We start from the raw sequence: 24,913 nt of genomic DNA on the forward strand, positions 1-24,913 counted from the left end.
AATCAACAATAAAGGTATGGGTAGATGTGAACAATGTATTGCACGTCAGCTAAATTCGATGAAAACTCTTACAAAAGAAGAGATGAAAGAAGTTACTGCCTGCAAGTCGACATTTGTATTTAAAAAAGGCGATATCATTTTTGGAGAAAACGAATTGCTCAATGGTGTTTTTTGTGTAAAAGAAGGTCTTTGTAAAATGACCAAGCTGAGTGCCAATGGGAAGGAACATACGGTTAAATTAATGGGCAAAGGCGATTTGATCGGCCAACGTTCCATCATCAGTAATGAAAGAACGCATTTAAGTGCTGTAGCATTAAATGATATTGAAGTTTGCTTTGTGCCAAAAGATCAAATTTTGAGCAGTATTAAGACCAATCAGGAATTTTCTTTTGACGTGTTGCAGAATTTGGCCCAGGACTTAAGAGAGGCCGAAGGTGATCTCATCAATATGGCATAAAAGACCGTAAAAGAACGTTTGGCTGAAACCATAATCTATATTGGAAAAACGTTTGGTGTGGATGCTGAGGGTTATCTAAACGTTAACCTGTCCCGTGAGGATTATGCCAGTATTGTTGGCACCGCAACTGAATCTGCTATCCGGGTACTGTCATAGTTTAAAAAGGAAGGTCTTATTTCTACCTCCGGAAAGAAGATAAGAATTGAAAACTTGAAATACTTGGAACGCGTCATATAATTTGATCAATTGAGATTCTTAGGTTTTTGGAATCATAATCTTTAGTTTGCTAGAGAGCAATTCGGCAAAAACTTCCTTTACGTTTCCTATATATTCTCCATCCACTTGAAACGACACTTCTTTATCACAAGTTATTAAGGCTTTTTTGGTAGCATAGCTTTCTACAAAATCAGGATCTCTCTTCGAGGTTTTATTTAAAGTTTTTAGAATATCATACACCCCAAGATTTTTGAAAATTAAAACTTCAAACTGGCCGTCGTCCATTTCTCCATCCGGATTTATGATGGCACCTGTTCCAAACTGATTCGCATTGGCAATTGCAATCATGACACCTTTAATTTTAATCGTTTTTCCGTTCAATGCAATGGAAAAATCATAGGGCAAATCAGATGCTAGTAGGGTGGGGATGGTTTGAAGGGCATAGCCTAGTTTACCACGAATTGCGGAGTTTTCATAATTTTCGATCAGCGCAGCATTTATCCCTATATCTGCAATATGTAAGGATAGATGGTCATTAATGGACAGCATGTCCATCATTATAAAATGCGTTCCCATTGCAATATCTACTTGAGCAGCAACAGTATTGGGTAAATTGAAATTTGAGGCCAGACCATTAGCAGAACCTGCTGGAATCAAAGCCACAGCTACATCGCGTTCTTTTATGGCTTTTGCAACTATTTGTATCGTCCCGTCTCCACCCGCAACCAAAACCTTTGTTATCGCTTTGGCATCAATGATTTTCCTGATTTTATGATCATCATCAGAACCTGTCGTTCGGTATGTTTGCAATGCAACATTATAATGATCTAGTTCTTTTTTTATTTCTTGAATCAAGGTTTCCTTTTCTGAACCGCCAGAAATAGGATTGACCACCAATAACAATTTATTTTTTGAATCCATAAAGTCAACATTTCTTCTTAAAATTAAGTAATTTGTGAGTTATAATTGCAAATTATTTATCAATTGGCAAAGCTTGATTTAAAATTATATCGCGGTTACGTTAACGACGAAGAACTCATTGTCTCAGGGCATGTTTTTAAATCGTGGGCACCAGACAAATACCAATTGGACAGCAAAAGTCTTCGTCATGCGGTTGCTATTCTCCAGATGTTCAGAATAAAACCCTATCCAAATGTTGAGGTCACTTTAATTTTTAAAGGTCTTAATATAACCACCAGAACTTTAGATGACGGATTCTTTAGGTTTACCGTTCCCTTTACTGAAGCTTTGGAGAGTGGGTGGCATAAATATGAGGTGACCTGCAAATTGTTCGACTTTGGAGTTGTCGAATCTGGCGAGCTTTTAAAGCCGTTTAAGAGTAAATTGGGAATTATTTCTGATATTGACGATACGTTTCTGATTTCCCACAGTAATAGTTTTTTTAAGAAACTGTATGTGTTATTATTAAGAAATGTGAATGGTAGGCAAATCTTTGAGGATGTTGTAGTGCATTATAAAGCCTTGAGTAGAGCAGGGCAAACCAATGATGAGGCCTCAAATTCGTTTTTCTATGTTTCGAGCAGCGAATGGAATTTGTATGAATTTATCGAAACTTTTGCAAGGCTGCACCAATTGCCCAAAGCAGTTATAAAACTCAAAAAGATAAAGGCCGGGATTTCTGATTTTCTTTTTACCGGCCGAGGAAGCCACGACCATAAGTTTATTAAGATCAAGGACATTATTTCATTTTATCCCCAATTGGATTATGTGCTTTTAGGAGACGACTCACAACATGATCCGCAAATATATGAACGCATTTGTAAAATCTTCCCCAAAAATATTAAGGCGGTTTATATTAGGCAGACATCGGCAAGAGAAAAAAATAAGGTCACTATGATTTTAAATAATATAAGCGCTATGGATGTTAATATTTGCTACTTTAAATATAGTCATGAAGCCATTAAACATTCTAAATCAATTGGGGTTATTTAAATTTAACAAACCCTAAAGTTTGGAATGCTTCAGGGTTTTATTGAATACTATCAATGAGATTTTAATTGTCCAATGCTATTTGAGTTTTAAACAAGCCCTTATTAGTTACTTTCTATCTCTGTAGATTTTATGGTGCTGTCACTTGGCGGGTTATCGTTTTTTAAATAGGTATCAAGAAACTGAACAACGCGACTGTAAGCTTCAATCTGGTTTTCTTTTTTGACAAATCCATGACCTTCATCCTCAAAGAGCACATATTCCACAGGGACCCCATTTTTACGAACACCAGCGACAATATCATCAGATTCAACTTGAAGCACGCGCGGATCCTGAGAGCCTTGCAACACGATCAAGGGCTTTGTGACTTTATCCGTATGGAACAAAGGCGAAATACGCTTTAAACGTACAGAATCTGTAGTATAAGGATCGCCTAATTCAAGATATAATGACTTTCGCATAGATTCCCAATACGGTGGAATACTTTTCAGCGTTCTGATCCAATTGGTCACACCAAATAAATTGACACCCACATCAAATGCTTCAGGGGTATAGGTAAGGGCAGCCATGGTCATATATCCGCCATAAGAACCACCTATTATCCCAATCTTGTCGCCGTCAATTTCTGGTTGGGTAGCGAGCCAATTTTTTCCTTCTACACAATCCTGCAAATCTTTTTCACCATGGTTCAAATCGTCCATTTGGTAAAAGGTTTTGCCATAGCCACTGCTGCCGCGGTTGTTAACGGCCAAAACGGCGTAGCCATGATTGACCATATATTGAATAAATGAACTGAATCCTTGTCGCGTTTGTCCTCCAGGGCCGCCATGAACCCATACCATTGCAGGTACTTTATTATCTTTTGTAGCTTGATGAGGCAGATAATAAATAGCAGGGATTTCAGTACCATCAAACGATTTATAACGAATTACTTTTGCTCTTACTAAATCTTCTGGGTGAATATCGCTATTTAAAACATGGGTCAGTTGGTGCCGTTCTTTGGTTTCGAAATTGTAAGTATAGAGATCGGATGGCGCATTGGAGCCTCCAACATACAGGCGCATCCAGTGTTCATCATCACTAAATCCAACACTCGTTATACTTTGATCTCCAAAATCTGGCAATTCTATCGGACTGTTGGTTTCAGTATCGATCACTTCAATGGCATTTTTTCCATCGTCGTTGACATAAACTATCATGTAGCTCCCTTTTTTAGTAAAACTAGCTCCGGAAATATCCCATGGCTTTTGAAGGACATTGGTGGTTTCCTTTGTTTTAAGATTGTACTTCATCAAATAGGAAAACTCTACCCCATCATCTGTTGTATAATATAAAAATGCACTGTCATTAGAAAAATCTTGGGCAGAATTCCCGCTCTGATTGCTATTGACTTTTGTCTTTTCTCTAGTCTTGACGTTATAAATATACAAGTCGCTATCATTCGTATTTAAAGATTGGGCCAGTGCGATGTAGTTTTTATCATTGGAAATACCGTTAAAATTCAATCCGTCATTGTTTTGATAGATCATTTTTGAATTAAAGTTGGCAATATCCATCTCGTAAACATCAAAGAACTTTGGATTCATTTTATTAGACCCATAATAAAAAGATTTTCCATCCTCTGCCCACCCGTAAAAGTCAGATTTTGCGCCTTTTTCAGGTGTCAAATCCCTGATGGTTCCCGTGGTGTCCCGTAAGAAGATATGATTGATTTCATCGCCATTACCATCGGCAGATAAGAGCATACGGTCATCATTGGGGAAAAAGGATTGTGCAAAGTAAGAGGTGCTGTCAGAAGCGGTAATAGGTGTGTAATCTCCGCCAGTGACCGGAATAGTATAGACATTAAAAATCCCCGAACGGTTACTGGATATTAAAAGTTGAGAGTTGTCATAAGAAAAACTGCCGCCGGTCACAGCTTCGTTATCCATAAATTGTTCAATTGTATACTGCTCGACTTTGGTCGCGGTATCCTCTTTTTTTTCATCCTTTTTGTCTTTACAGGAAACACAAAGCAGAATTGTAATCGCAAAAATAAAATATTTCATGATTTTAGTGTTTTGGTTGGTTGTGAGTGACGTTATTCTTAGTTGTCGGAATTGATGTCACTATTTGAATGTATGGGCTTAAAGATAATAAAAAGGTATAATTAGATTCACAAAATAGATGTTAATTGATTTATCGGTCGAACAAAAAGTCGTATTTTTATGATGCTATGAAAAATAAGAATCAAAAACGTAAAGGTTTTATCTTTAAAACCTACGAAGCACTCTATCAATCCCCTTTTGACAAACTTTTTGATATTTTTAAGGAGTTGATTACCCACACCTCGGGAGATTTTGATGAAGCCATTGACTGGTTGAGAGAATTGGACAAGGAGTATAAATTGACCACTTCTGAATATACAATTGATGATTTTATTGAAGACCTTAAAGAGAAAGGGTATATAAAAGAAGACATTGATCCTGATGGGAATGGGGGGATGGCCATCACTTCGAAAACGGAGCGGGCCATAAGACAGCAAGCACTGGATCAGATTTTTGGTCAAATCAAACGCAGCGGACAGGGGAATCATAAAAGTAAAAGCCCTGGAATAGGGGATGAACATACTGGCGACTTTAGAAATTATCAGTTTGGTGATGCTTTGGATAAAGTTTCTATGACCGAAAGCTTAAAAAATGCTCAGATTAACCACGGTATTGGCGATTTTAAACTCTCTGAAGAGGATTTGGTGGTGGAGGAAACGTTGCACAAATCGCAAATGAGTACGGTGTTGATGATTGATATCAGCCACAGTATGATTTTATATGGTGAAGACCGAATTACACCTGCAAAAAAAGTGGCGATGGCCTTGGCCGAATTGATTACGACACGCTATCCAAAAGATACCTTGGATATTTTGGTTTTTGGAAATGATGCTTGGCAGATAGAAATTAAGGATTTACCTTATTTAAAAGTAGGACCCTATCATACCAATACGGTTGCTGGTTTACAGTTGGCAATTAACCTACTACGAAGAAAACGAAACACCAACAAGCAGATATTTATGATTACCGATGGTAAGCCAAGTTGTTTACGACTGCCCGATGGTCAATATTATAAGGATAGTGCGGGCCTAAATCCGTATATCATGAATAAATGTTATGCCATGGCACAACAAGCTAGAAGATTGCGCATTCCAATTACCACGTTTATGATTGCGCAAGACCAGTATTTGATGCGTTTTGTAACCGAATTTACAAAAGCTAATCAAGGGAAAGCTTTTTACACGGGATTGAAAGGTTTGGGTGAAATGATTTTTGAGGATTATGAGACCAATCGGAAGAAGCGGATTAGATGATAAAAAGTAAGAAGTTGGAGGAATGGAGCACGAAGTAAACCGCAACCTCGAACCTGCATTTCCAAAACCTTGAAGGTTTAAAAGAAAACACTAAAATAAATTCAAGAAAATAAGTTCTACAATTTTACAATCAGAACTTTTTAAGTATACAACAACATATGAAAATCGACACTATAAACACATTAGGCGAACTGAAAAAAACCAATTATCAAAGCAAATCGATTAAAGACGAGTTGCGAGATAATCTGATTCAAAAGATTAAAAATAATGAAACCACATTTGAAGGGGTTCATGGCTATGAGAATACGGTCATTCCAGAATTGGAACGTGCTATTCTTTCACGTCATAATATCAATTTATTAGGCTTGCGCGGACAGGCGAAAACCCGGTTGGCGCGATTAATGTTGAATTTATTGGATGAATATATACCTGTGGTGGAAGGTTCAGAAATTAATGATGATCCGTTGAACCCCATTTCTAGGTATGCCCAAGAATTGATCAACGAAAAAGGTGATGACACACCTATTTATTGGTTACACAGAAGCGAACGTTTTGCAGAAAAGTTGGCCACACCAGATGTGACGGTGGCCGATTTGATTGGTGATGTTGACCCAATTAAAGCCGCCAACCTAAAATTGAGTTATGCCGATGACCGAGTAATTCATTACGGAATGATTCCACGTGCCAACCGTTGTATTTTCGTGATCAATGAATTACCAGATTTACAAGCGAGAATACAAGTGGCATTATTTAATATCTTACAAGAAGGGGATATTCAAATTAGAGGTTTTAAATTGAGACTGCCCTTGGATATCCAATTTTTATTTACCGCAAATCCTGAAGACTACACCAATAGAGGAAGTATTGTAACACCGTTAAAAGATAGAATTGGCTCTCAGATCCTAACCCATTATCCAATAGATATTGAAACGGCACGATTGATTACGGAACAGGAAGCTAGAGTCGTGGAAAGTCAAAATAACATGGTTGCCGTTCCAGATTTAGCGAGGGATTTGTTGGAACAAATTGTCTTTGAAGCTAGAGAAAGTGAATATATTGATTCCAAAAGTGGGGTCAGTGCACGTTTGAGTATTACGGCATTGGAAAATTTAATGAGTACTGCAGAGCGTCGCGCATTAAAAGCTGGCGACGAAAAAACCATGGTGCGGTTAAGTGATTTTGTGGGTATTATTCCATCTATAACCGGCAAGGTTGAATTGGTTTATGAAGGTGAACAGGAAGGTGCTGCTGTCGTTGCATATAATTTGATTGGTGAAGCCGTGAAAAGTTTGTTCGAGGAATTTTTTCCAAAAATTGAAAAGTTAAGGAAGGACGGTGACGAAACACCTTATGATGATATTGTATCTTGGTTTTTCAACCAAAAGGACGGGTTTGAACTGTTGGATGATTTAACGGACAAGGAATACAAATCGCTTTTGGATGCCATTACACCGTTGGATGAATTATTGGGAGAGCATCAACCGAAATTAACTAAAGATGAAAGTTATTTTGTGAAAGAATTTGTGCTTTGGGCCTTGGTGGAATTTAAACAATTGAACAAGTTTAGATTTTCAGAGGGGATTCAGTTCAAAGACCCTTATGGAAGTTTTATAAGCGGGATTTAAGGAACCATTCAGGATAGAAAGCTTTGCGAGATGAGGATAACGTTTGAGGACAACTAAAAATGCTTATGGGTTAATGGATTCGGTGATATTGTTTTAAATTAGTTGATATCACATATTATTAATATTTCTTAAATTAAAGATCATGGACAAGAAAAAAGAAAATCAAGATATTGAAAAGACCGATAAGCAAAGTCTAAAAGACCACGCCATCAATAAAAAAGGTGATGTGTCCGATGGTAATAAAATAAATCCCCAAGTTGAGCAAAGAAAAGATATCCATCAACCTAGGGATAATGCCTAGCTATTTTATTCTTTGAAAAAATGAATAGACACAAATTATGAATACCATTCACCTCTTTAAGGGGAATGTTTTTTAATAATCTTTATAGAAGCAAAGGATTCGTACAATGGTATGTGGTTCAGCAGCGCCAAATAAAAGAAGTATCAACTTAAAAATTCCAGATTCCAATAGGATGGTCTGCGGACATCACTGCCATATCTCAAAATTAAGATGAATTCGTATTCGAAAATCAGCGTTCTTATCCCATAGCGTTGGAGGTGAACGCTTATAATTTTTTAGAGCGTACATAAAAATCGGCATCAATTTGGAGATCGTTGCCTTTTGTTTGTGTCATTGACCACGATTCTTTTGGATAGAGCCACAAGTCTTTCCCGTTAATGGAGACCTGAACTGGCATTTCAAAATCTTTTACGGTATTGCTCCAACGATATTTCAAGTAATCACCGTTTGTTTCATACTCCAACGTTGGAACTCTAATATCTCTTAAATACTGATTGAAAAAAGCGTTCAGCTCAAGTCCTGAAGTCTGAGAGATATAGTCTTCAATTTGATTTGTGGTCACAGTTTGATGATAAAAAGTTTCGTTGAGGCCCCTTAAAATTTGTCGCCATTTTTGATCATCATTTATCCATTCTCTCAAAGTATGCAACATATTGGCGCCTTTGTAGTACATATCTCCAGACCCGGATTGATTGACACCGTAAGGTCCAATAATAGGTTTGTCATTTTGGATGCCTCGTCGTGTGCCGATGACATAGTCTGCCCCAGCCTTAACGCCATAGAAATATTCTACAAATAAACTTTCCGAATAGGCGGTAAAACTCTCATGTATCCACATATCGGCCAAGTCTTTATAGGTGATATTATTCGCAAACCATTCGTGGCCAGATTCGTGAATGATGATGAAATCGAATTTCAAGCCCCATCCCGTGCCTGAAAGATCGCGACCTAAATAGCCGTTTTTATAGCCATTGCCGTAAGTAACTGAAATTTGGTGCTCCATCCCCAAATAGGGCACTTCCACCAATTTATACCCATCTTCATAAAAAGGATAAGGACCAAACCAATGTTCAAACGCCTCCATCATACGCGGTGCATCTTTAAATTGCTGCTTCGCCTTTTCAAGATTGTCTTTTAAAACATAATAATCCATTTTTAAGATGCCTTTTTCGCCGTTATAGTCTTCAGAAAAATGCACATAATCACCAATATTCACATTCACGCCATAGTTATTAATGGGGTTGTTGACAAACCAATTGTAGGTCTTTGTCCCATCCTTATGATTATCAATACCACGCAATTGTCCGTTGGCAACGCCCATTAACGCTTTTGGAACACGTACACTAATGAGCATACTGTCCACTTCATCATACATATGATCTTTATTGGGCCACCAGACACTTGCACCAAGTCCTTGGCAAGAGGTTGCAACAAAATCATTACCGTTTTCATCTTTTTTCCAAGAAAATCCGCCATCCCAAGGTGCTCTTATGGCTTCCTTGGGCTGACCTTCGTAATAAACATCCAGACTTTGAAGGCTCCCTATTTTCTGGTTATTTTTTAAAGTAATAAAATGAGCATTACCGTCAGATCTAAAGTCAAGCTCTTTATTATCTTGGATCACTTTTGTAATTATTAATGGCGATTGTAAGTCAATTTGAAGTACGGAATTTGGCTCTAAAACCTTATACTGAACGGTGTTTTTACCTTTAATGGATTTTGTGCTGGGATCCACGGAAATCTCCAAATGGTAATAGGTCAAATCCCACCAAGCACGTTCCGGGGTAATGGAACCTCTTAAGGTATCGTGTTTTGTAAAGGTCTCATCTTGGGCTTTTACGGTATGGATTGCTGTTAGAACAAAAAGAATAAAAATATACTTGTTCATAATTTAGTTTCTAATAATTGAGTTTGGGAAAACCACCACACTTTCGTAACCATCTTTTCCTACAGAAGCTACGCCAAAATATGAATTGTCAATAACAATACCAGTGAGTGTAAATTCATCAAGATCACCCACATATCTGGAATGGTCCCAAGTTGGTGAGGTCGTGTCTCGCCAATAAATCTTGTAGCCCTTGGCGCCTTCAACCTTGTCCCATTTTAATTTTGCCGAAGCTTCTACAACACCTCCAATAGACACCGTTTTGGGCGGCGGCGGTGCAGACGCTAAACTGGCCATATTAATCGCATTAACTGCGGTTAATTTTTCAGCGTATGGAAAATTGACATGTTCAAAAGTATCGCCATAATTGATTCCGTTTTCGGTACGGATATCTTGATGTTGTTGGGTATAGTTTTCATGAGCTTCCATGATTCTGATGCCAGCAAACCCTAAATCGTTGAACGGCCGATGGTGTCCGCCCCTACCAAAACGATCCAATCTATACACCATCATAGGGTTCATTTCTGGCATATAAGTTTGCGTGTTTTTATGGACGTAACGTGCCAATTGTCTTGAAATTCCGTCCACTTCACCACCATAAAAACGGCGCATTTGGCGCTCGCGGTCCGTTTCAGTAGGAGGCACAGGCTCAGAGAATATTCTAAAAGTACGGTTGTCTATCACGCTATCAACTCCTTCAATATTTCCAATCATGTCATTGTTGAAAATACCGATAATATCCCATCCTTTGTCTTTAGCATAAGCGGCCAATCCGCCGCCACCAAAAAGTCCTTGTTCTTCACCTGAAAGACCAACATAAATAATACTGCTTTCAAATTTATATTTTGAAAGTACGCGAGCTGCTTCAATAGTGCCCGCCATTCCTGATGCGTTGTCGTTAGCACCGGGTGCATCTACGGTAAAATCCATTGTATCACTGCCTCGCGAATCAATATCGCCACTCATAATAATATAGCTGTTTGGATATTTGGTCCCTTTTTGAACGGCTACAACATTGACGACCCATGCGTCATGGGGTACGCGATTGTTGCCTTCTTTGGTCACAAAATCTTTCTGATAAAAGACATTTAAACAATTCTGACACGCTTTTGAAATGCTTTCAAATTCTTTTTTGATCCAACGTCGGGCCGCACCAATCCCACGCGTTTCAGAAACTGTGTCACTAAAGGTATTTCTGGTGCCAAAATTAACGAGCGTTTGCACATCTTTTTCAATGCGATCAGAAGAAACGGCATCAATGATGTCATAAATTTTTTGATCTGTTTGGGCATTGAGATTCAAAGAAAGAAAGCTTATTATACTTAATTTTAATAAATGGTTCATGACTAGAGTTATTAATGAATATGGAACTTAATTGATACGGGTTATTTCTTGTAATTAAAAGTTACTGTTTCTACGCTGCCGTCGTCTTGTTTAATATCCACATGAATATTCATTTCATTGGTGCTTATTTTTTCAAAAACCATGCCTTCAAAAACGACTTTATCTTCTGTGATTTCTTTTAATGGAAAATCGATTGTTTTATCCTTTTCTTCCCAACCTTTAAGGTCGTTACCAAAATGCTTGAGTTGCAAGATTAGTGTGTTTTCTACTTCACGAATGATCTCTATTTCGTAAAAAACCACAATATCGTTATCAATCAATTTAAAAGTGGCCATCATAGAACCTCCTGAGGATTCGCTCCAGTTTTCCTCCGTTTGTCCGCCAAAAGCTTCTCCTTTCCAATGGCCGGCAATCCATTTGATGCTTTCTAGTTTTGGTTCTAATATTTTGGAGGTATTATGTGATGAATTTGGTGTTATCACTTCTCCAACGATGGCTAGTTTTTTTCCATCAGGACTTATTATTAAACGGCTGAGGTTTTTGATGCCATACGATTTTAATGAAGCGATTTCAGTCCAACCAGAATTGTTTTTTGGATTTATTTGGAAAAGTAAATCATCCTTTGCCATCAAAATATGACCCTCTGGTGTCCAGCAGATGTCTTCACTGCCAGGAAGGGTAGAAGCGATTGTTTTTATAGCACCAGACTTAGGATTAAAGGATTTGATTTGTGAAGTGCCATCGGTATTTTTAGAAATAAAACTGATGCGGTCTGAATTTGGAATGTGATGTAAGGATCTACCGATATGTGTTATGATCTTTTTGTTTAAACCTGTCTTTAAATCAGAACGATAAAGTGATAGAATATCTTCCTCTAATACCGATGAAATGATAGTGTTTTCATCAAACCAAAGATGGTAGCCAACGACCAAGCTGTCTAAAATAACGGTGTTGCTGCTGTCCTTCAAATCATACCGATAAAGGCGCTGCTTTCCGTCAGGATCTAATCTAATGGCAGAAACGGCATTCTGATTAGGGATTTTTAAGGGGGAGTATTCACCGCCTTCTGTATAGCAAACCCATGTTTTTGAACCGTAATTGAGATTGTATTTGACGATATCGGTTTGTGCATTTCGAGTGCCGGCGTACAAAATCGTTTTATTATTCATAAACGAAGGTTGGTTGTCATAGCCTTCATTCTCAGAAATATTTCTGAAATTCGACAATGCAAAACTATTTTCTGCCGTATTTAAATCAAACAAAAAAATGTCGGTATTGGGTTGCGCAAAGCCGAAAATAGTGCTTAGGGCAAACAGGAATAGAAAATTAAATTTCATCGAGGGTTATTTTTATAAAGATATAATTTTTGAATCGAACTTGCATATAAAAATTATATTACTACATTTGTAGTATTAAAACTATAGTTGTGGAGATAAAACAATTGAATAAAACAGAATTGCAGATCATGAAATACCTATGGATGCTGAATAAAGGCTTTATGAAGGATATTGTAGATCTATTTCCAGAACCCAAACCTGCATACACTACTATTTCTACCTTATTGGGCAGGATGTGTGATAAGAACTACATCGGATTTAATAGGTTAGGCCGTGATAAAGAATATTTTCCCATCCTTAAAAAGAACGACTATTTTTCCTCACAAATGAAAACGATGATTACACATTTCTTTAATGACTCCAAATCACAGTTCGCCTCTTTTTTTACAAAGAATGCCGATTTCAGTATGGAGGAACTGGAGGAATTACAAGAATTGGTGAAGCAAAAAATCAATCAAAAGAAAAAATAGAATGTTCAATTATATCATATATACCATAGTTAGTTTAGGGTGTTCTTTTTTAGTTTATCGTTTGATTTTAAAGAATCAGAAAACATTTCAGTTCAATCGATTATTTTTGTTAAGCTCTCTTGTACTCTGTTTATTGGCGCCTATTATGGAAATAGGGGTTTTTAATGCGCTTCCAAGCCTTACGGAAATTAAATTTCAATCAAACGAAGGAGCTCTTATTTCTGAACCCATTTTACGTGGAACACCGATAGAAACGATTCAAAAGGTTGATCATACATCGGAACATCTTTCGATTTCATTATATCTATTCATCACCTTTATTTTCTTGACGAGATATGGCTTGAATTTATTTCGAATTCTCAAATTAACCAGAAAGAGTAGCGAGTATATTGAAGGTTTAAAACTCGTAAAGATTGAAGAACTGCAGACAGCTTCAAGTTTTTTCAATTATTTGTTTATTGATCCCAAACATTTGATGGAAACATCCTATGCGAAAAGTGTCCTTCAACATGAAGTCATTCATTCAAAACATTGGCATAGCTTGGATATTCTTTTAGTGGAGTTATTGAACTGTGTGTTTTGGTTCAACCCTTTTGTATGGTTATATAAACGACAAATTCGTGAAAACCATGAGTTTATTGCTGATGAACAGGTCATCAAATCTGGAATGGACATTTCAGAATATTCAAACAGTATTATTTATTCAGGCAATACACTAGCTGCGATGCCTTTTACGAGCGGATTTAATTTTAACCATATAAAAAACAGACTCATTATGTTACAGCAATCAAGATCATCAGTATTGAAACGGAGTTTAAAATCGCTCCTCGCATTTACTTTATTTGCGGCAATTTTCACTTTAAGTTCTTTTAAAGACAGTAAGCCCCAATTGGTCGTGGTGATTGATGCTGGGCATGGCGGTAAAGATTCGGGTAATTTGATTGAAAAGGATGTAGTGCTTCAAATTTCTAATAAATTAGCGAGATATAGCGACCACAAAATAAAAATTGTCGAAACTAGAAGTGCCGATGAATTCTTAAGTTTATCGGAGCGTGTCAATTTTATAAATCAATTACATCCTGATCTGGTGATTAGTTTGCACTGTAATGCCAGTCAAAATACAGATGCCAATGGTGTGGAAGCATTTTATTATGATAAGAATGAGCATCGCCAAACTTCCCATGACTACAGTAGAATTCTAGTTGAAAACCAGCTAGATCAATTCAATGATCGTGGTGAATTAAAAGCTGCTGGATTTTATATTTTGAAAAATGTAGATGTTCCTGCATTGGTATTGGAGCTCGGATTTATCAGCAACGCTAAAGACAAGGCCATTTTAACCAATGATAATCATCAAGAAACCATCGCAAAATCCCTTCACGAAAGTCTATTAAAGATTAGGGAGTTTAAAAATAACTAGAGCCGTGATGTGTATCAATAAAAAAGCCAATTCAAACTAATGAATTGGCTTTCCTTCGTTAAAAAAATTTGAGTTAGTCAAAATTTTAAAAACTTTATGTTGACAATAGATCGGATAGCCTAAGGCATTCGGACCAATGTTTAAAAAGTGATTGAATACTAGAAACAATATTTGTTTTCAGCTTTTACTTTTTCTGCAATCGTTCTACGTAAATCTACAATATCTGGATAGTTTGCATATTTCACAAAACGCTTCAAGCCCATCAACAACATACGTTGTTCATCTCCTTCAGCGAATGAAATAATGCTTTCCTTACCATTTTTCTCAACAATAGAAACCGCATTATATAAATACAGCTTAGCCATTGCTATTTGTATCTCTTGTTCTTTTTCACCAAAACGTTTGGCGTTTTTCTCAGTTCTTAAAATTGTCGATTCAGCCATATAGATTTCAATGAGGATGTCAGAAGCCGCTAACAATAATTGTTGGTGGCTTTCTAAATCCGGACCAAATTTTTGAACTGCAGAACCTGCTACCATTAAGAAGACTTTCTTAAGCTTAGCAATCATTTCTTTTTCTTCTGCAAACAACTCAGAATAATCAGGTGTGTCAAAAGAAGGGATGCCCATCAATTCATCAGCAACAGCCTGAGCCGGGCCCAATAAATCGACATGGCCTTTCATGGCTTTTTTGACCAACATGCCCACAGAAAGCATTCTATTGATTTCGTTGGTGCCTTCATAAATTCTTGCAATACGCGCATCTCTCCAAGCAGCTTCCATTGGGGTGTCTTTAGAAAAGCCCATTCCACCAAAAATCTGGATGCCTTCATCAGCGCAGTTTTGAAGATCTTCAGAAACCGCAACTTTTAAAATGGAACATTCTATGGCATATTCTTCAACACCTTTTAATTCTGCTTCTTGATGGGAGTTCCCAGCAGCATGACGCATGGCAATACGGTCTTCGATATTTTTTGCAGCACGATACGATGCCGATTCATCAGCATACGTATTGGTGGCCATTTCAGCCAACTTCAATTTAATAGCTCCGAAATCTGAAATTCTAGTGTTGAACTGCTTACGTTCATTAGCGTATTGAATAGCAGTTGTTGTGATTCTTCTTTGTGAATCCAAACAAGCAGCAGCCAATTTAATACGACCAATGTTTAGTGCATTCATGGCGATTTTAAAACCTTCACCACGACCTGCGAGCATGTTTTCTGCAGGAACAACAGTGTCACTAAAAAACACCTGTCGTGTTGAAGAGGCATGAATACCTAATTTTTTTTCTTCTTCACCTAATGTGATCCCATTTTCAGGATCTTGTTCAACAATAAACCCAGTAATGTTTTTGTCATTTTCTATACGGGCAAAAACAATGAACAAGCTACAGAATCCCGCATTGGAGATCCACATTTTTTGTCCGTTGATTTTATAAGATTTTCCATCTTCAGAAAGTGTCGCCGTTGTTTTACCGGAATTTGCGTCAGAACCAGCGCCTGGCTCGGTAAGTGCGTAGGCACCAAACCATTCGCCACTCGCTAATTTTGGAACATATTTTTGTTTTTGCTCTTCGGTTCCGTAAAGTGTAATTGGCATTGTTCCAATTCCTGTATGGGCGCCAAATGCGGTGCTAAAAGACCCTGTACCACTAGAAATGTATTCACATACAATCATAGTAGACACAAATCCCATTCCCATTCCTCCATATTCTTCAGGCACAGATACACCTAAAAAGCCCATCTCGCCAGCTTTTCCCATCACTTCTTCGGTCAAGGCATAATCTTTCGCTTCAAAGCGTTCTTTGTGTGGAATAATCTCTCGATCATTGAACTCAATCACTGAGTCACGCATCATTTTCTGCTCTTCGTTAAAATCTTCTGGAGTGAAGACGTCTTCGCAGTTGGTTTCCTTCACGATGAACTGGCCACCTCTTAGTAATTCTTTTTCTTGTTGTGTTTCCATTGTAGTTAGATTAAAAGAGTCAAGAGTCAAGAACCATGACTAAAAGTTTAGTCCTGATTGAAATCTTGAAATCATTTTTTGAATTTGTGTTATTTTTTGTTCTAGTTCTTTAAATTTTTCTTCTGATAAGTATTTTTCATTATATGCTACTATCAATTGTGTTTCCCATTCGAATGCTGAGCCTAAGCTGTCTTCAAGATATTTATTAAAGTGTTTATCGGTGCTTTTACTCGATCCTTCAGATATATTTGATGGAATCGATATGGCACATCTATTCATTTGTGAAACCAAAACAAATTTTTCAAAATCAGGAAACGTCCGGGTTAATTTGTAATTTTCTTTAACCAAACTTATACCTTCCTCCCAAATTTTTAATTTTTTGAAGTTGTGCATAGTCTTGCCTCTTGGTTCTAAAAATCCTGATTCTAATTAAGAAATTCAAATATCCCACAAGCACCTTGTCCGGTGCCAACGCACATGGTTACAGCACCATATTTTCCTTGCATGTCGCGCTTGCGCATTTCGTCAAATAGCTGTACCGATAATTTTGCACCGGTACACCCAAGTGGATGGCCTAATGCGATGGCGCCTCCGTTGACGTTAATGATGTCAGGATTAAGGTTCAGTTCTCTGATTACTGCAATGGATTGTGAAGCGAAAGCTTCGTTCAATTCAATCAGTTCCAAATCTTTCTGCTCTAGACCTGCCAATTTTAATGCTTTTGGAATGGCTTTTACAGGACCGATACCCATGATACGCGGTTCTACACCTGCTGCAGCATAATTGACCAAGCGCGCAATAGGTTCAAGATTCAATTCTTTTACCATCTCTTCACTCATAATCATGACAAAGGCAGCACCATCACTCATTTGTGATGAGTTACCTGCGGTTACACTTCCGTTGGCCGCAAATACTGGACGTAATTTGGCTAATGCCTCTAGATTTGTTCCGGCTCTTGGACCTTCGTCTTTGGTAACTGTATATGTTTTGGTAGCTTTTTTTCCGTTGGCATCCACATAAGTTTGATCAACTGTCATAGGCACAATCTGATCCTGAAAACGATTTTCTTTTTGCGCTTTTAAAGCTTTCATGTGCGAGTTGTAGGCAAATTCATCCTGATCTTCACGAGAGACTTTAAATTGGGTGGCAACGGCTTCTGCCGTATTTCCCATGCCCCAATAATAATCAGGGTGTCCCGCTTTTACGGTATCATAGTTTAATTCTGGTTTATATCCTGTCATTGGGACTGCACTCATGCTTTCTGCACCACCTGCGATGATACAATGCGCCATTCCTGATTGGATTTTTGCTGTTGCTATTCCAATAGTTTCAATGCCCGAAGCACAAAAACGATTGACGGTAACACCAGGCACATCCACACTATTCAGTCCAATTAATGAAATAAATCGCGCCATATTCAGGCCTTGTGAGCCTTCTGGCATGGCGTTCCCAACAATAACATCATCAATACGTGATTTGTCAAAATCAGGAAGCTCCTTCATCATGTGCTGGATGGTTTCAGCAGCTAGTTCATCAGTTCTTTTAAATCGGAACACGCCTTTTGGTGCTTTACCAACTGCGGTTCTGTATGCTTTTACTATATATGCTTGTTTCATTTTCCTATCCCTAACCCTTTCCGAAGGAAAGGGAACTGTTACGGGTAATTTAAGTTAAAATAGATTTTTTTTACATCACGTCTCCTTCCCTTTGGGAAGGTTGGGATGGGCCTTTTAATTCCTCAACGGCTTTCCAGTCTTCAACATATGTTGAATTCTTTCCAAAGTTTTACGCTCTGTTGCCAAAGACAAAAATGCTTCACGTTCTAAATCCAATAGATACTGTTCACTGACTTCAGTGGGTTCTGACAGGTCACCTCCAGCCATAACATAGGCTAATTTATTGGCGATTTTTTGATCATGCTCGCTAATATATTTGCTGTCTTCCATTGAATCTGTTCCAACTAAAAACATGCCTAAAGCTTGTTTACCGAGAACTTTGATGTCTGTACGTTTCACCGGTTGTGTGTAACCCGCATCCGCCATAATTTTAGCATAGGCCTTAGCAGTAGCTATTTGTCGGTCTTTATTGACCACCACAACGTCTTTTCCTTTTTGAAGAATTCCTAAATCGAAAGCTTCATAAGCAGAAGTGGCTACTTTTGCCATTCCGATGGTCAAGAAGTACTCCTGTAATATGTTCAATTTAACATCTCCTTTTTGAAACATATCCTGAGCACGGAGCGCCATCTCTTTTGATCCGCCACCACCAGGAATCACGCCAACGCCAAACTCGACGAGGCCGATATAGGTTTCAGCGGCAGCAACTACTTTATCGGCGTGCATTGATAATTCACAACCACCACCAAGTGCCATTCCGTGAGGAGCCGCAACCGTTGGGATTGCAGAATAACGCATCCGCATCATAGTATCTTGAAAATATTTAATGGCAGCATTCAGTTCATCATATTCCTGTTCGGCGGCCATCATGAAAATCATACCAATATTGGCGCCAACAGAGAAATTTGCAGCCTGATTGCCAACAACCAATCCCGCAAAATCTTTTTCGGCAATGTCAATAGCCTTATTTAAACCCGCCAATACATCACCACCAATGGTATTCATTTTGGATTGGAATTCCACGTTTAGGATGCCGTCTCCTAAATCTTCAACAACAACACCTGAATTCTTAAAGACTTCTTTAGATTTACGGATGTTATCTAAGATGATAAAGGCATCTTGTCCTGGGATTTTTTCTTGTTTTTTAGAAGGAATATCGTAAAAGAACGTACTGCCATCTTTAACGGAGTAAAACGATTTGTTTCCTGATTCCAACATCTCATTGACCCAAGCGGCGGGAGCTAATCCTTCAGCTTTCATCAATTCGATACCTTTTTCAACGCCTACAGCATCCCAAATTTGGAATGGTCCATGTTCCCAGCCGAAGCCAGCTTTCATAGCATCATCTATTTTATAAAGCTCATCGGTAATTTCAGGGATTCTGTTAGAAACGTATGCAAACATCGCGGCAAAATTCTTTCTATAAAAATCGCCCGCTTTATCTTTTCCTGAAATTAAAATTGGAAAACGATCAACAACTTTATCAACGGTTTTTGTAAGCTCTAAAGTCGCAAATTTTGCAGATTTTCGATCTCTATATTCAAGGGTGTTCAAATCTAAGGTTCTGATCTCCTTGCCTTCTTTTTTATAAAAACCTTGCCCGGTTTTACTTCCCAACCATTTGTTTTCCAGCATCGTGTTGATGAAATCTGGCAACTTAAAAAGCTCATGTGCTTCATCTTCAGGGCAGTTTTCATAAATGCCATTGGCAACATGTACCAAAGTATCCAAACCAACCACATCAACGGTTCTGAAGGTAGCCGACTTAGGACGACCAATTACAGGTCCTGTCAATTTATCAACTTCCTCCACGGTCAAATCCATTTCTTTAACTTGGTGGAAAAGGCTTTGAATTCCGAAAATTCCGATACGGTTTCCTATAAATGCGGGCGTATCTTTTGCGATAACTGACGTTTTCCCTAAAAATTTCTCACCATAATTATTCAAGAAATCCAATACATCCTGAGATGTTTTTGGTCCAGGAATAATTTCAAATAATTTTAAGTAGCGCGCAGGATTGAAAAAGTGAGTTCCACAGAAGTGCTTTTGAAAATCTTCACTTCGCCCTTCGCTCATAAAATGAATCGGAATTCCTGACGTATTTGACGTAATCAAAGTACCTGGAGTTCTGTGTTTTTCAAGCTTTTCAAAAACTTGTTTTTTGATGTCCAAGCGTTCTACTACAACTTCCATGATCCAATCCACATTCTTAACCTTGGCAATATCATCTTCAAGATTACCAGTCGTTATCCTACTAGCAAAAGAGGGATGATAAATAGGAGAGGGCTTCGATTTTAGAGAAGCAGTTAAAGAATCATTAACAATTCTATTTCTAACGGCTTTGTCTTCTAAAGTTAGACCTTTAGCTTTTTCAGCATCATTCAATTCTCTTGGAACAATATCAAGAAGTAGTACATCAACGCCAATATTGGCAAAATGACATGCAATACCGCTTCCCATAATTCCGGAGCCAATAATGGCCACTTTTTTTATTCTACGTTTGCTCATATTATTATAAACTATTTTCTTTTTGGTTGTAAATATTTTTGTTTGAAATCATATTATTGATTTTTTCAGCAACTTCATAAAAGTTTTTGATTTGTTCCTCAGAAACATTCTTGCGAATGGTTTCATTAAAAATCAGTACCTTTTCTCTAGAGTAGGCGCGTTTTTCTTTTCCAAAATCAGTGAGAAAAATCAAAACCCCACGGCCATCTTCAGGATTTGGACGACGTTCAATCAAGCCACGTGCTTCCATTGATTTTAATGTTCGAGACAAACTCGTGGCTTCCATTCCCATTTTGGGCCCCATAGATGTGGAAGGTGTTCCTTTTTCTGGGTCAATACTTAATAAAGCAAAGCCAGTTGCCATTGTGCTATCAAACTTGGATGCTTCTTCGTTGTACATTTTAGTAACCGCTAACCAAGTGGTTTTTAGAACATAATCAATGGTTTTATCTTTCATTGTAATTCATCTGATTTTCAAATATACAAAAATTTACTATGCGTGCATAATAAATTTCATTTTTTTATTCTTGTTATTGTAAGGGCTGTTCTTTCTTTTAAAGCTATCAATTTTACATTGGTTGATGGGTTCTTTGTACTTTTGCGCTAATATTAATATTACAATTTATTTTGCATGAAATTGTTCTTTAGAAAAGAGGAATACACGATTTTACTTTATCGCTTGTTTTTGGCTTATGTGTTTTATTTTGTTGCTCGGTTTTTGTTCTTCCTCTATAATTATGATGTTTTAGAAGTGCATTCTTTTGGTGAGTTTTTTAGGTTGTCTTACTATGGATTGGCGTTTGACACAGCCGCCATATTATACGTCAATAGTCTTTTTATTATTTTATCACTGTTGCCGCTTCGGTTTGCAATGTCATCTTGGTATCAGAAATTAGTATTTTATGTTTATTTCATTACCAACTTAATTGCCTACGCGCTTAATTATGTAGATTTTATTTACTACAAATTCAATTTCGCTAGAACCACTTTATCGGTGCTGGACGTGGTTAAAAATGAAGGCAACAAAACTGCCATGTTCTTTAGGTTTATGTTGAGTTATTGGCACGTGTATCTTCTCTTTTTTGGGGTAAGTCTGCTATGGATTTATTTGTACAGGCGTGTAAAGCTCCATCCGTTAGAATACAAATTGCCAACTAAGTCCTACTATATATCATCTTTTATTGGCTTTGTGGTCATAGGTACTTTAATCGTAGGTGGTATCAGGGGTGGTGATTTTAGAAAAAGTACACGACCGATAAATTTGGTAGATGCCAGTAGGCATGTTAAAAAGATGGAGCAGGCAGATTTGGTACTCAATACCACCTTTGCGTTTATACGAACCTTCGGAAAAAACAGCATTAAGAAAATAGATTATAAGGTGACTCCAGAAGAGATTCAATTTTACATTAAACCTATAAAGCAATACGATAACAATCCACCCTCAAAGCCAAATGTTGTGGTGATCATTACTGAAAGTATGGGGAGAGAATATTTAGCTTCTTTTAATAAAGATAGCGGTATTGATAACTATGTGGGCTATATGCCGTTTCTGGATTCCCTGGCGCAACACAGCCTTATTTTTCCAAATGCATTCGCCAATGGTTCAAAATCAATTCATGGAATGTCGTCCGTATTGTCTGGGATTCCATCTTTTGTGGATGCTTTTACGTCTTCAAGTTATTCCAATCAGGAGATTCAGAGTTTGGTTTCTGTCTTGAACGATTTAAATTACGACACCTCTTTTTTTCACGGCGCTCCAAATGGTTCGATGGGGTTTTTAGGCTTTAGTAATATTTTGGGATTTGACCATTATTATGGCATGGAAGAATATGGCAACGACGACGATTTTGATGGCAGTTGGGGTATTTGGGATGAGCCTTTTTTACAGTTTATGAAAACGACTTTGGATGAAAAAGAGCAACCATTTTTTAGTACGGTATTTACAGTATCTTCTCACGAACCCTTCAAAATTCCTGAAAAATATAATGAAAAATTTCCAAAAGGACATATTCAAATGCACCAACCTATTGGCTATACGGATTATGCCTTTCAGCAATTTTTTGAAGCGGCAAAAAAAGAGCCTTGGTTTGAGAATACCATTTTTGTGATCACTGCTGATCACCCCAATCAGGTGTATTATGAAGTGTATAATAAGGTCATCAATAGGCGAGCAGTACCAATTTTGATTTATAAACCAGATGGGAGTTTGGCGGGAATTGAAGAGAAATTGGCACAGCAGATTGATGTTTATCCTACGGTATTGGATCTTATAGGATATAAAAAGCCTTTTAGAAGTTGGGGAAGAAGTTTAGTGTCAGAGGATGGGGTGGAGCCTTTTGCAATCAATCATAATGCCTCACAATACCACATGCTTAGAGGAAACTATATTTGTACGTTTGATGGTGAAGTGGCTACAGGATTTTACGATATTGACGATAAAAGTCTTGAGAATAATCTGATTGCCAATAAAACCCCTGAAATGGAAGCGACTGAAAAGGCCTGTAGAGCATTTTTACAAGATTATTTTGAGCGTATTGTGGATAAAAAGTTGAGTTTAGATAAATAAAAAAGAGCTTCGTTTTAAGAAGCTCTTCTGTTTATGGTCTGTAAATTTTTTCGATAAGATCTTTATATTTTTCTTTAATCACCTTTCGTTTCATTTTCATGGTTGGGGTAAGATGCCCGCCTTCAATTGACCAAACATCAGGGGTCAATTCAAATTTTTTGATGCGTTCCCATTTCCCAAAACTCTCGTTGGCTTTATCAATTTCCTCTTGAATACGTTCCAATACATCTTTTGAGCCTTCAATGGAATCATTATCTAGCTTAATATCTTTTTCTTTATGTTTGATCCAGTCCTTAATAAATTCAAAATTAGGTTGGATCAAAGCTGCAGGCATTTTTTCGCCTTCACCAATCACCATAATCTGTTCAATAAACCGGGATTGCTTCAATACATTTTCCAATAGTGCCGGAGCAACATATTTACCACCTGAAGTTTTGAACATTTCTTTCTTACGATCTGTAATCTTTAAAAAACCTTCGGCATCTATTTCACCAATGTCTCCAGTGTGAAAATAATCACCGGTCATCACTGACTTTGTTTGTTCTGGTTCATTAAAGTAGCCCATCATCACGTTTGGCCCTTTAACTAAAATCTCACCATCTTCAGCAATCTTAACTTCAACATTATCGATAATCTTCCCAACAGTTCCTACCTTAAAACCATGGTTCCGCATATCATTTACTGATATTACCGGAGAGGTCTCTGTTAATCCGTAACCTTCCATGATTGGCATTTCAGCGGCTGCGAAGGTTCTTGTGAGTCGTGGTTGTAACGCGGCACTTCCAGAAACCATCATGTCCAAATTCCCACCAAGACCTTCTTTCCATTTGCTGAAAATGAGTTTTCTCGCCAATTTCAGTTGTGTTTCATACCACCAGCCATTGGCGCCATAAGGTTCATATTTAAGACCCAATTCTATGGCCCAAAAGAATAGTTTCTTTTTAATACCAGTCAATTCACTTCCTTTGGCTACAATTTTATCATATACTTTTTCATAAAGCCTAGGCACCGCAGTCATGACATTAGGTTTCACTTCCTGCAGATTTTCACTCATCTTCTCGATTGATTCTGCAAAATAAATTTCAACACCACAATATTGATAGAGGTACAAGATCATCCGTTCAAAAACATGGCAGACCGGCAGAAAACTTAGAGCCTTTGATTTTCCATATTCAAAAGGCACTCGTTTCTTGCTGTCCAAAACATTGGAGACAAGATTGTTGTGAGAAAGCATGACCCCTTTTGGTTTTCCTGTTGTTCCAGAAGTATAGATTAAGGTCGCTAAATCGTCTGGTTTTACAGCGGCCATACGTGTCTCTACTTCAGTTTGATTGCTGTCATCTTTTCCTAATTCTAAAACTTCTTTCCAGCTTTTTTCAGCTTTGAGGTCGTCAAACGTATAAACAGCCTTTAATTTTGTATTGGCTTTGATAGCATTGATTTTATCGAGAACTTCTTGATCAGATACAAAACATAATATCGATCCGGAATGATTGAGGATATATTCATAATCGGATTCAGAGATCGTAGGATAAATTGGTGTGTTTTGCGCTCCAATTTGCAAAATACCAATATCCATGACGTTCCATTCCGTTCTGTTATTGGAAGAAATGACTGCTATTTTATCATTGGGTTGGATGCCCAATCGCAATAAACCTCTGCTTACGGCATTGGCTTGATCAATATATTCTTGGGTAGAAATTGAGGTCCATTTGCCGTTATATTTTGTAATAAGTGCTTTCTCAAGGTTATAATGTTTCAATTGATACCTTGGAAAATCAAAAATTCTGGTAACGTCAGTCATTAGTTATACGAAGTTTAGTGCGTGCAAAGTATGAAAATAAATAGGATATTCAAATGGCGACATAAAAAAAGGGGCTTTTTACAATTGAAAAACCCCTCACTACATCTGAT

General features: G+C 37.6%; 20 protein-coding genes. 9 read left to right on the forward strand and 11 right to left on the reverse strand.

The window, feature by feature from the left end; genetic code table 11:
* The first annotated feature begins 58 nt into the window (after positions 1-58).
* Positions 59-457 (forward strand): Crp/Fnr family transcriptional regulator, encoded by a 399-nt coding sequence (locus G525_RS22805; RefSeq protein WP_342662720.1) that lies wholly within the window; start codon positions 59-61, stop codon positions 455-457.
* Positions 458-475: 18 nt separating this feature from the next.
* Positions 476-613, forward strand: coding sequence for a helix-turn-helix domain-containing protein (locus G525_RS22810; protein ID WP_342662721.1), 138 nt, complete (start codon positions 476-478; stop codon positions 611-613).
* Between the two features lie 99 nt (positions 614-712).
* Here G525_RS22810 and G525_RS0102585 read toward each other — a convergent pair whose 3' ends face one another.
* A complete protein-coding gene (locus G525_RS0102585; protein ID WP_027124760.1) occupies positions 713-1,594 on the reverse strand; it encodes a diacylglycerol/lipid kinase family protein in 882 nt (293 codons plus the stop codon).
* Between the two features lie 63 nt (positions 1,595-1,657).
* Here G525_RS0102585 and G525_RS0102590 point away from each other — a divergent pair, with 63 nt between their 5' ends.
* The gene (locus G525_RS0102590) at positions 1,658-2,626 is read left to right on the forward strand and encodes an App1 family protein phosphatidate phosphatase (RefSeq protein WP_035478876.1); all 969 of its coding nucleotides are present in this window, start codon (positions 1,658-1,660) and stop codon (positions 2,624-2,626) included.
* 101 nt (positions 2,627-2,727) lie between these two features.
* Here G525_RS0102590 and G525_RS0102595 read toward each other — a convergent pair whose 3' ends face one another.
* Complete coding sequence (locus G525_RS0102595) at positions 2,728-4,671, reverse strand: S9 family peptidase (RefSeq protein ID WP_027124762.1); 1,944 nt, start codon at positions 4,669-4,671, stop codon at positions 2,728-2,730.
* A gap of 167 nt (positions 4,672-4,838) precedes the next feature.
* On the opposite strand from G525_RS0102595, the gene G525_RS0102600 reads away from it, so the two are divergent.
* The 3 genes from G525_RS0102600 to G525_RS22365 all read left to right on the forward strand — a co-directional run bounded on the left by G525_RS0102600 (position 4,839) and on the right by G525_RS22365 (position 7,889).
* A complete protein-coding gene (locus G525_RS0102600) occupies positions 4,839-5,963 on the forward strand; it encodes a vWA domain-containing protein (RefSeq protein WP_027124763.1) in 1,125 nt (374 codons plus the stop codon).
* A 158-nt stretch (positions 5,964-6,121) separates the two neighbouring features.
* The gene (locus tag G525_RS0102605) at positions 6,122-7,588 is read left to right on the forward strand and encodes a hypothetical protein (protein ID WP_027124764.1); all 1,467 of its coding nucleotides are present in this window, start codon (positions 6,122-6,124) and stop codon (positions 7,586-7,588) included.
* A 142-nt stretch (positions 7,589-7,730) separates the two neighbouring features.
* Entirely contained in the window at positions 7,731-7,889 is a 159-nt protein-coding gene (locus G525_RS22365; protein ID WP_169514422.1) for a hypothetical protein, read from the forward strand.
* Between the two features lie 265 nt (positions 7,890-8,154).
* Here G525_RS22365 and G525_RS0102615 read toward each other — a convergent pair whose 3' ends face one another.
* From G525_RS0102615 to G525_RS22615, 3 genes are read right to left on the reverse strand one after another with little or no spacing between them, the layout of a single operon-like run.
* Complete coding sequence (locus G525_RS0102615) at positions 8,155-9,777, reverse strand: M1 family metallopeptidase (RefSeq protein ID WP_027124765.1); 1,623 nt, start codon at positions 9,775-9,777, stop codon at positions 8,155-8,157.
* A gap of 3 nt (positions 9,778-9,780) precedes the next feature.
* Positions 9,781-11,118 (reverse strand): M28 family peptidase, encoded by a 1,338-nt coding sequence (locus G525_RS0102620; protein ID WP_027124766.1) that lies wholly within the window; start codon positions 11,116-11,118, stop codon positions 9,781-9,783.
* Positions 11,119-11,159: 41 nt separating this feature from the next.
* Positions 11,160-12,455, reverse strand: a complete 1,296-nt coding sequence (locus G525_RS22615; RefSeq protein WP_051209704.1) for a DUF6265 family protein — start codon at positions 12,453-12,455, stop codon at positions 11,160-11,162.
* An 89-nt stretch (positions 12,456-12,544) separates the two neighbouring features.
* Between G525_RS22615 and G525_RS0102635 the strand changes: the two genes are divergently transcribed.
* The gene (locus tag G525_RS0102635) at positions 12,545-12,925 is read left to right on the forward strand and encodes a BlaI/MecI/CopY family transcriptional regulator (protein WP_027124768.1); all 381 of its coding nucleotides are present in this window, start codon (positions 12,545-12,547) and stop codon (positions 12,923-12,925) included.
* Between the two features lie 106 nt (positions 12,926-13,031).
* Positions 13,032-14,345: an N-acetylmuramoyl-L-alanine amidase gene (locus G525_RS21600; protein ID WP_211222898.1), complete on the forward strand. Its 1,314-nt coding sequence runs from the start codon at positions 13,032-13,034 to the stop codon at positions 14,343-14,345.
* A gap of 158 nt (positions 14,346-14,503) precedes the next feature.
* Here the strand turns inward: G525_RS21600 and G525_RS0102645 are convergent, their stop codons facing one another.
* The 5 genes from G525_RS0102645 to G525_RS0102665 form a co-directional block, all read right to left on the reverse strand.
* Positions 14,504-16,309: an acyl-CoA dehydrogenase family protein gene (locus G525_RS0102645; protein WP_027124770.1), complete on the reverse strand. Its 1,806-nt coding sequence runs from the start codon at positions 16,307-16,309 to the stop codon at positions 14,504-14,506.
* A gap of 39 nt (positions 16,310-16,348) precedes the next feature.
* Positions 16,349-16,702 (reverse strand): four helix bundle protein, encoded by a 354-nt coding sequence (locus G525_RS0102650; protein ID WP_027124771.1) that lies wholly within the window; start codon positions 16,700-16,702, stop codon positions 16,349-16,351.
* A 32-nt stretch (positions 16,703-16,734) separates the two neighbouring features.
* Positions 16,735-17,925 (reverse strand): acetyl-CoA C-acyltransferase, encoded by a 1,191-nt coding sequence (locus G525_RS0102655; RefSeq protein ID WP_027124772.1) that lies wholly within the window; start codon positions 17,923-17,925, stop codon positions 16,735-16,737.
* A 114-nt stretch (positions 17,926-18,039) separates the two neighbouring features.
* Entirely contained in the window at positions 18,040-20,433 is a 2,394-nt protein-coding gene (locus tag G525_RS0102660) for a 3-hydroxyacyl-CoA dehydrogenase/enoyl-CoA hydratase family protein (RefSeq protein ID WP_027124773.1), read from the reverse strand.
* Positions 20,434-20,437: 4 nt separating this feature from the next.
* Entirely contained in the window at positions 20,438-20,890 is a 453-nt protein-coding gene (locus G525_RS0102665; protein WP_027124774.1) for a MarR family winged helix-turn-helix transcriptional regulator, read from the reverse strand.
* A gap of 174 nt (positions 20,891-21,064) precedes the next feature.
* Here G525_RS0102665 and G525_RS0102670 point away from each other — a divergent pair, with 174 nt between their 5' ends.
* Entirely contained in the window at positions 21,065-22,999 is a 1,935-nt protein-coding gene (locus G525_RS0102670) for an LTA synthase family protein (protein ID WP_027124775.1), read from the forward strand.
* A gap of 31 nt (positions 23,000-23,030) precedes the next feature.
* On the opposite strand, the gene G525_RS0102675 is transcribed toward G525_RS0102670, so the two are convergent.
* The gene (locus G525_RS0102675) at positions 23,031-24,803 is read right to left on the reverse strand and encodes an AMP-dependent synthetase/ligase (RefSeq protein ID WP_027124776.1); all 1,773 of its coding nucleotides are present in this window, start codon (positions 24,801-24,803) and stop codon (positions 23,031-23,033) included.
* Positions 24,804-24,913 lie beyond the last annotated feature (110 nt).

The organism is Gelidibacter mesophilus DSM 14095 (assembly GCF_000423005.1).
Classification (GTDB): domain Bacteria; phylum Bacteroidota; class Bacteroidia; order Flavobacteriales; family Flavobacteriaceae; genus Gelidibacter; species Gelidibacter mesophilus.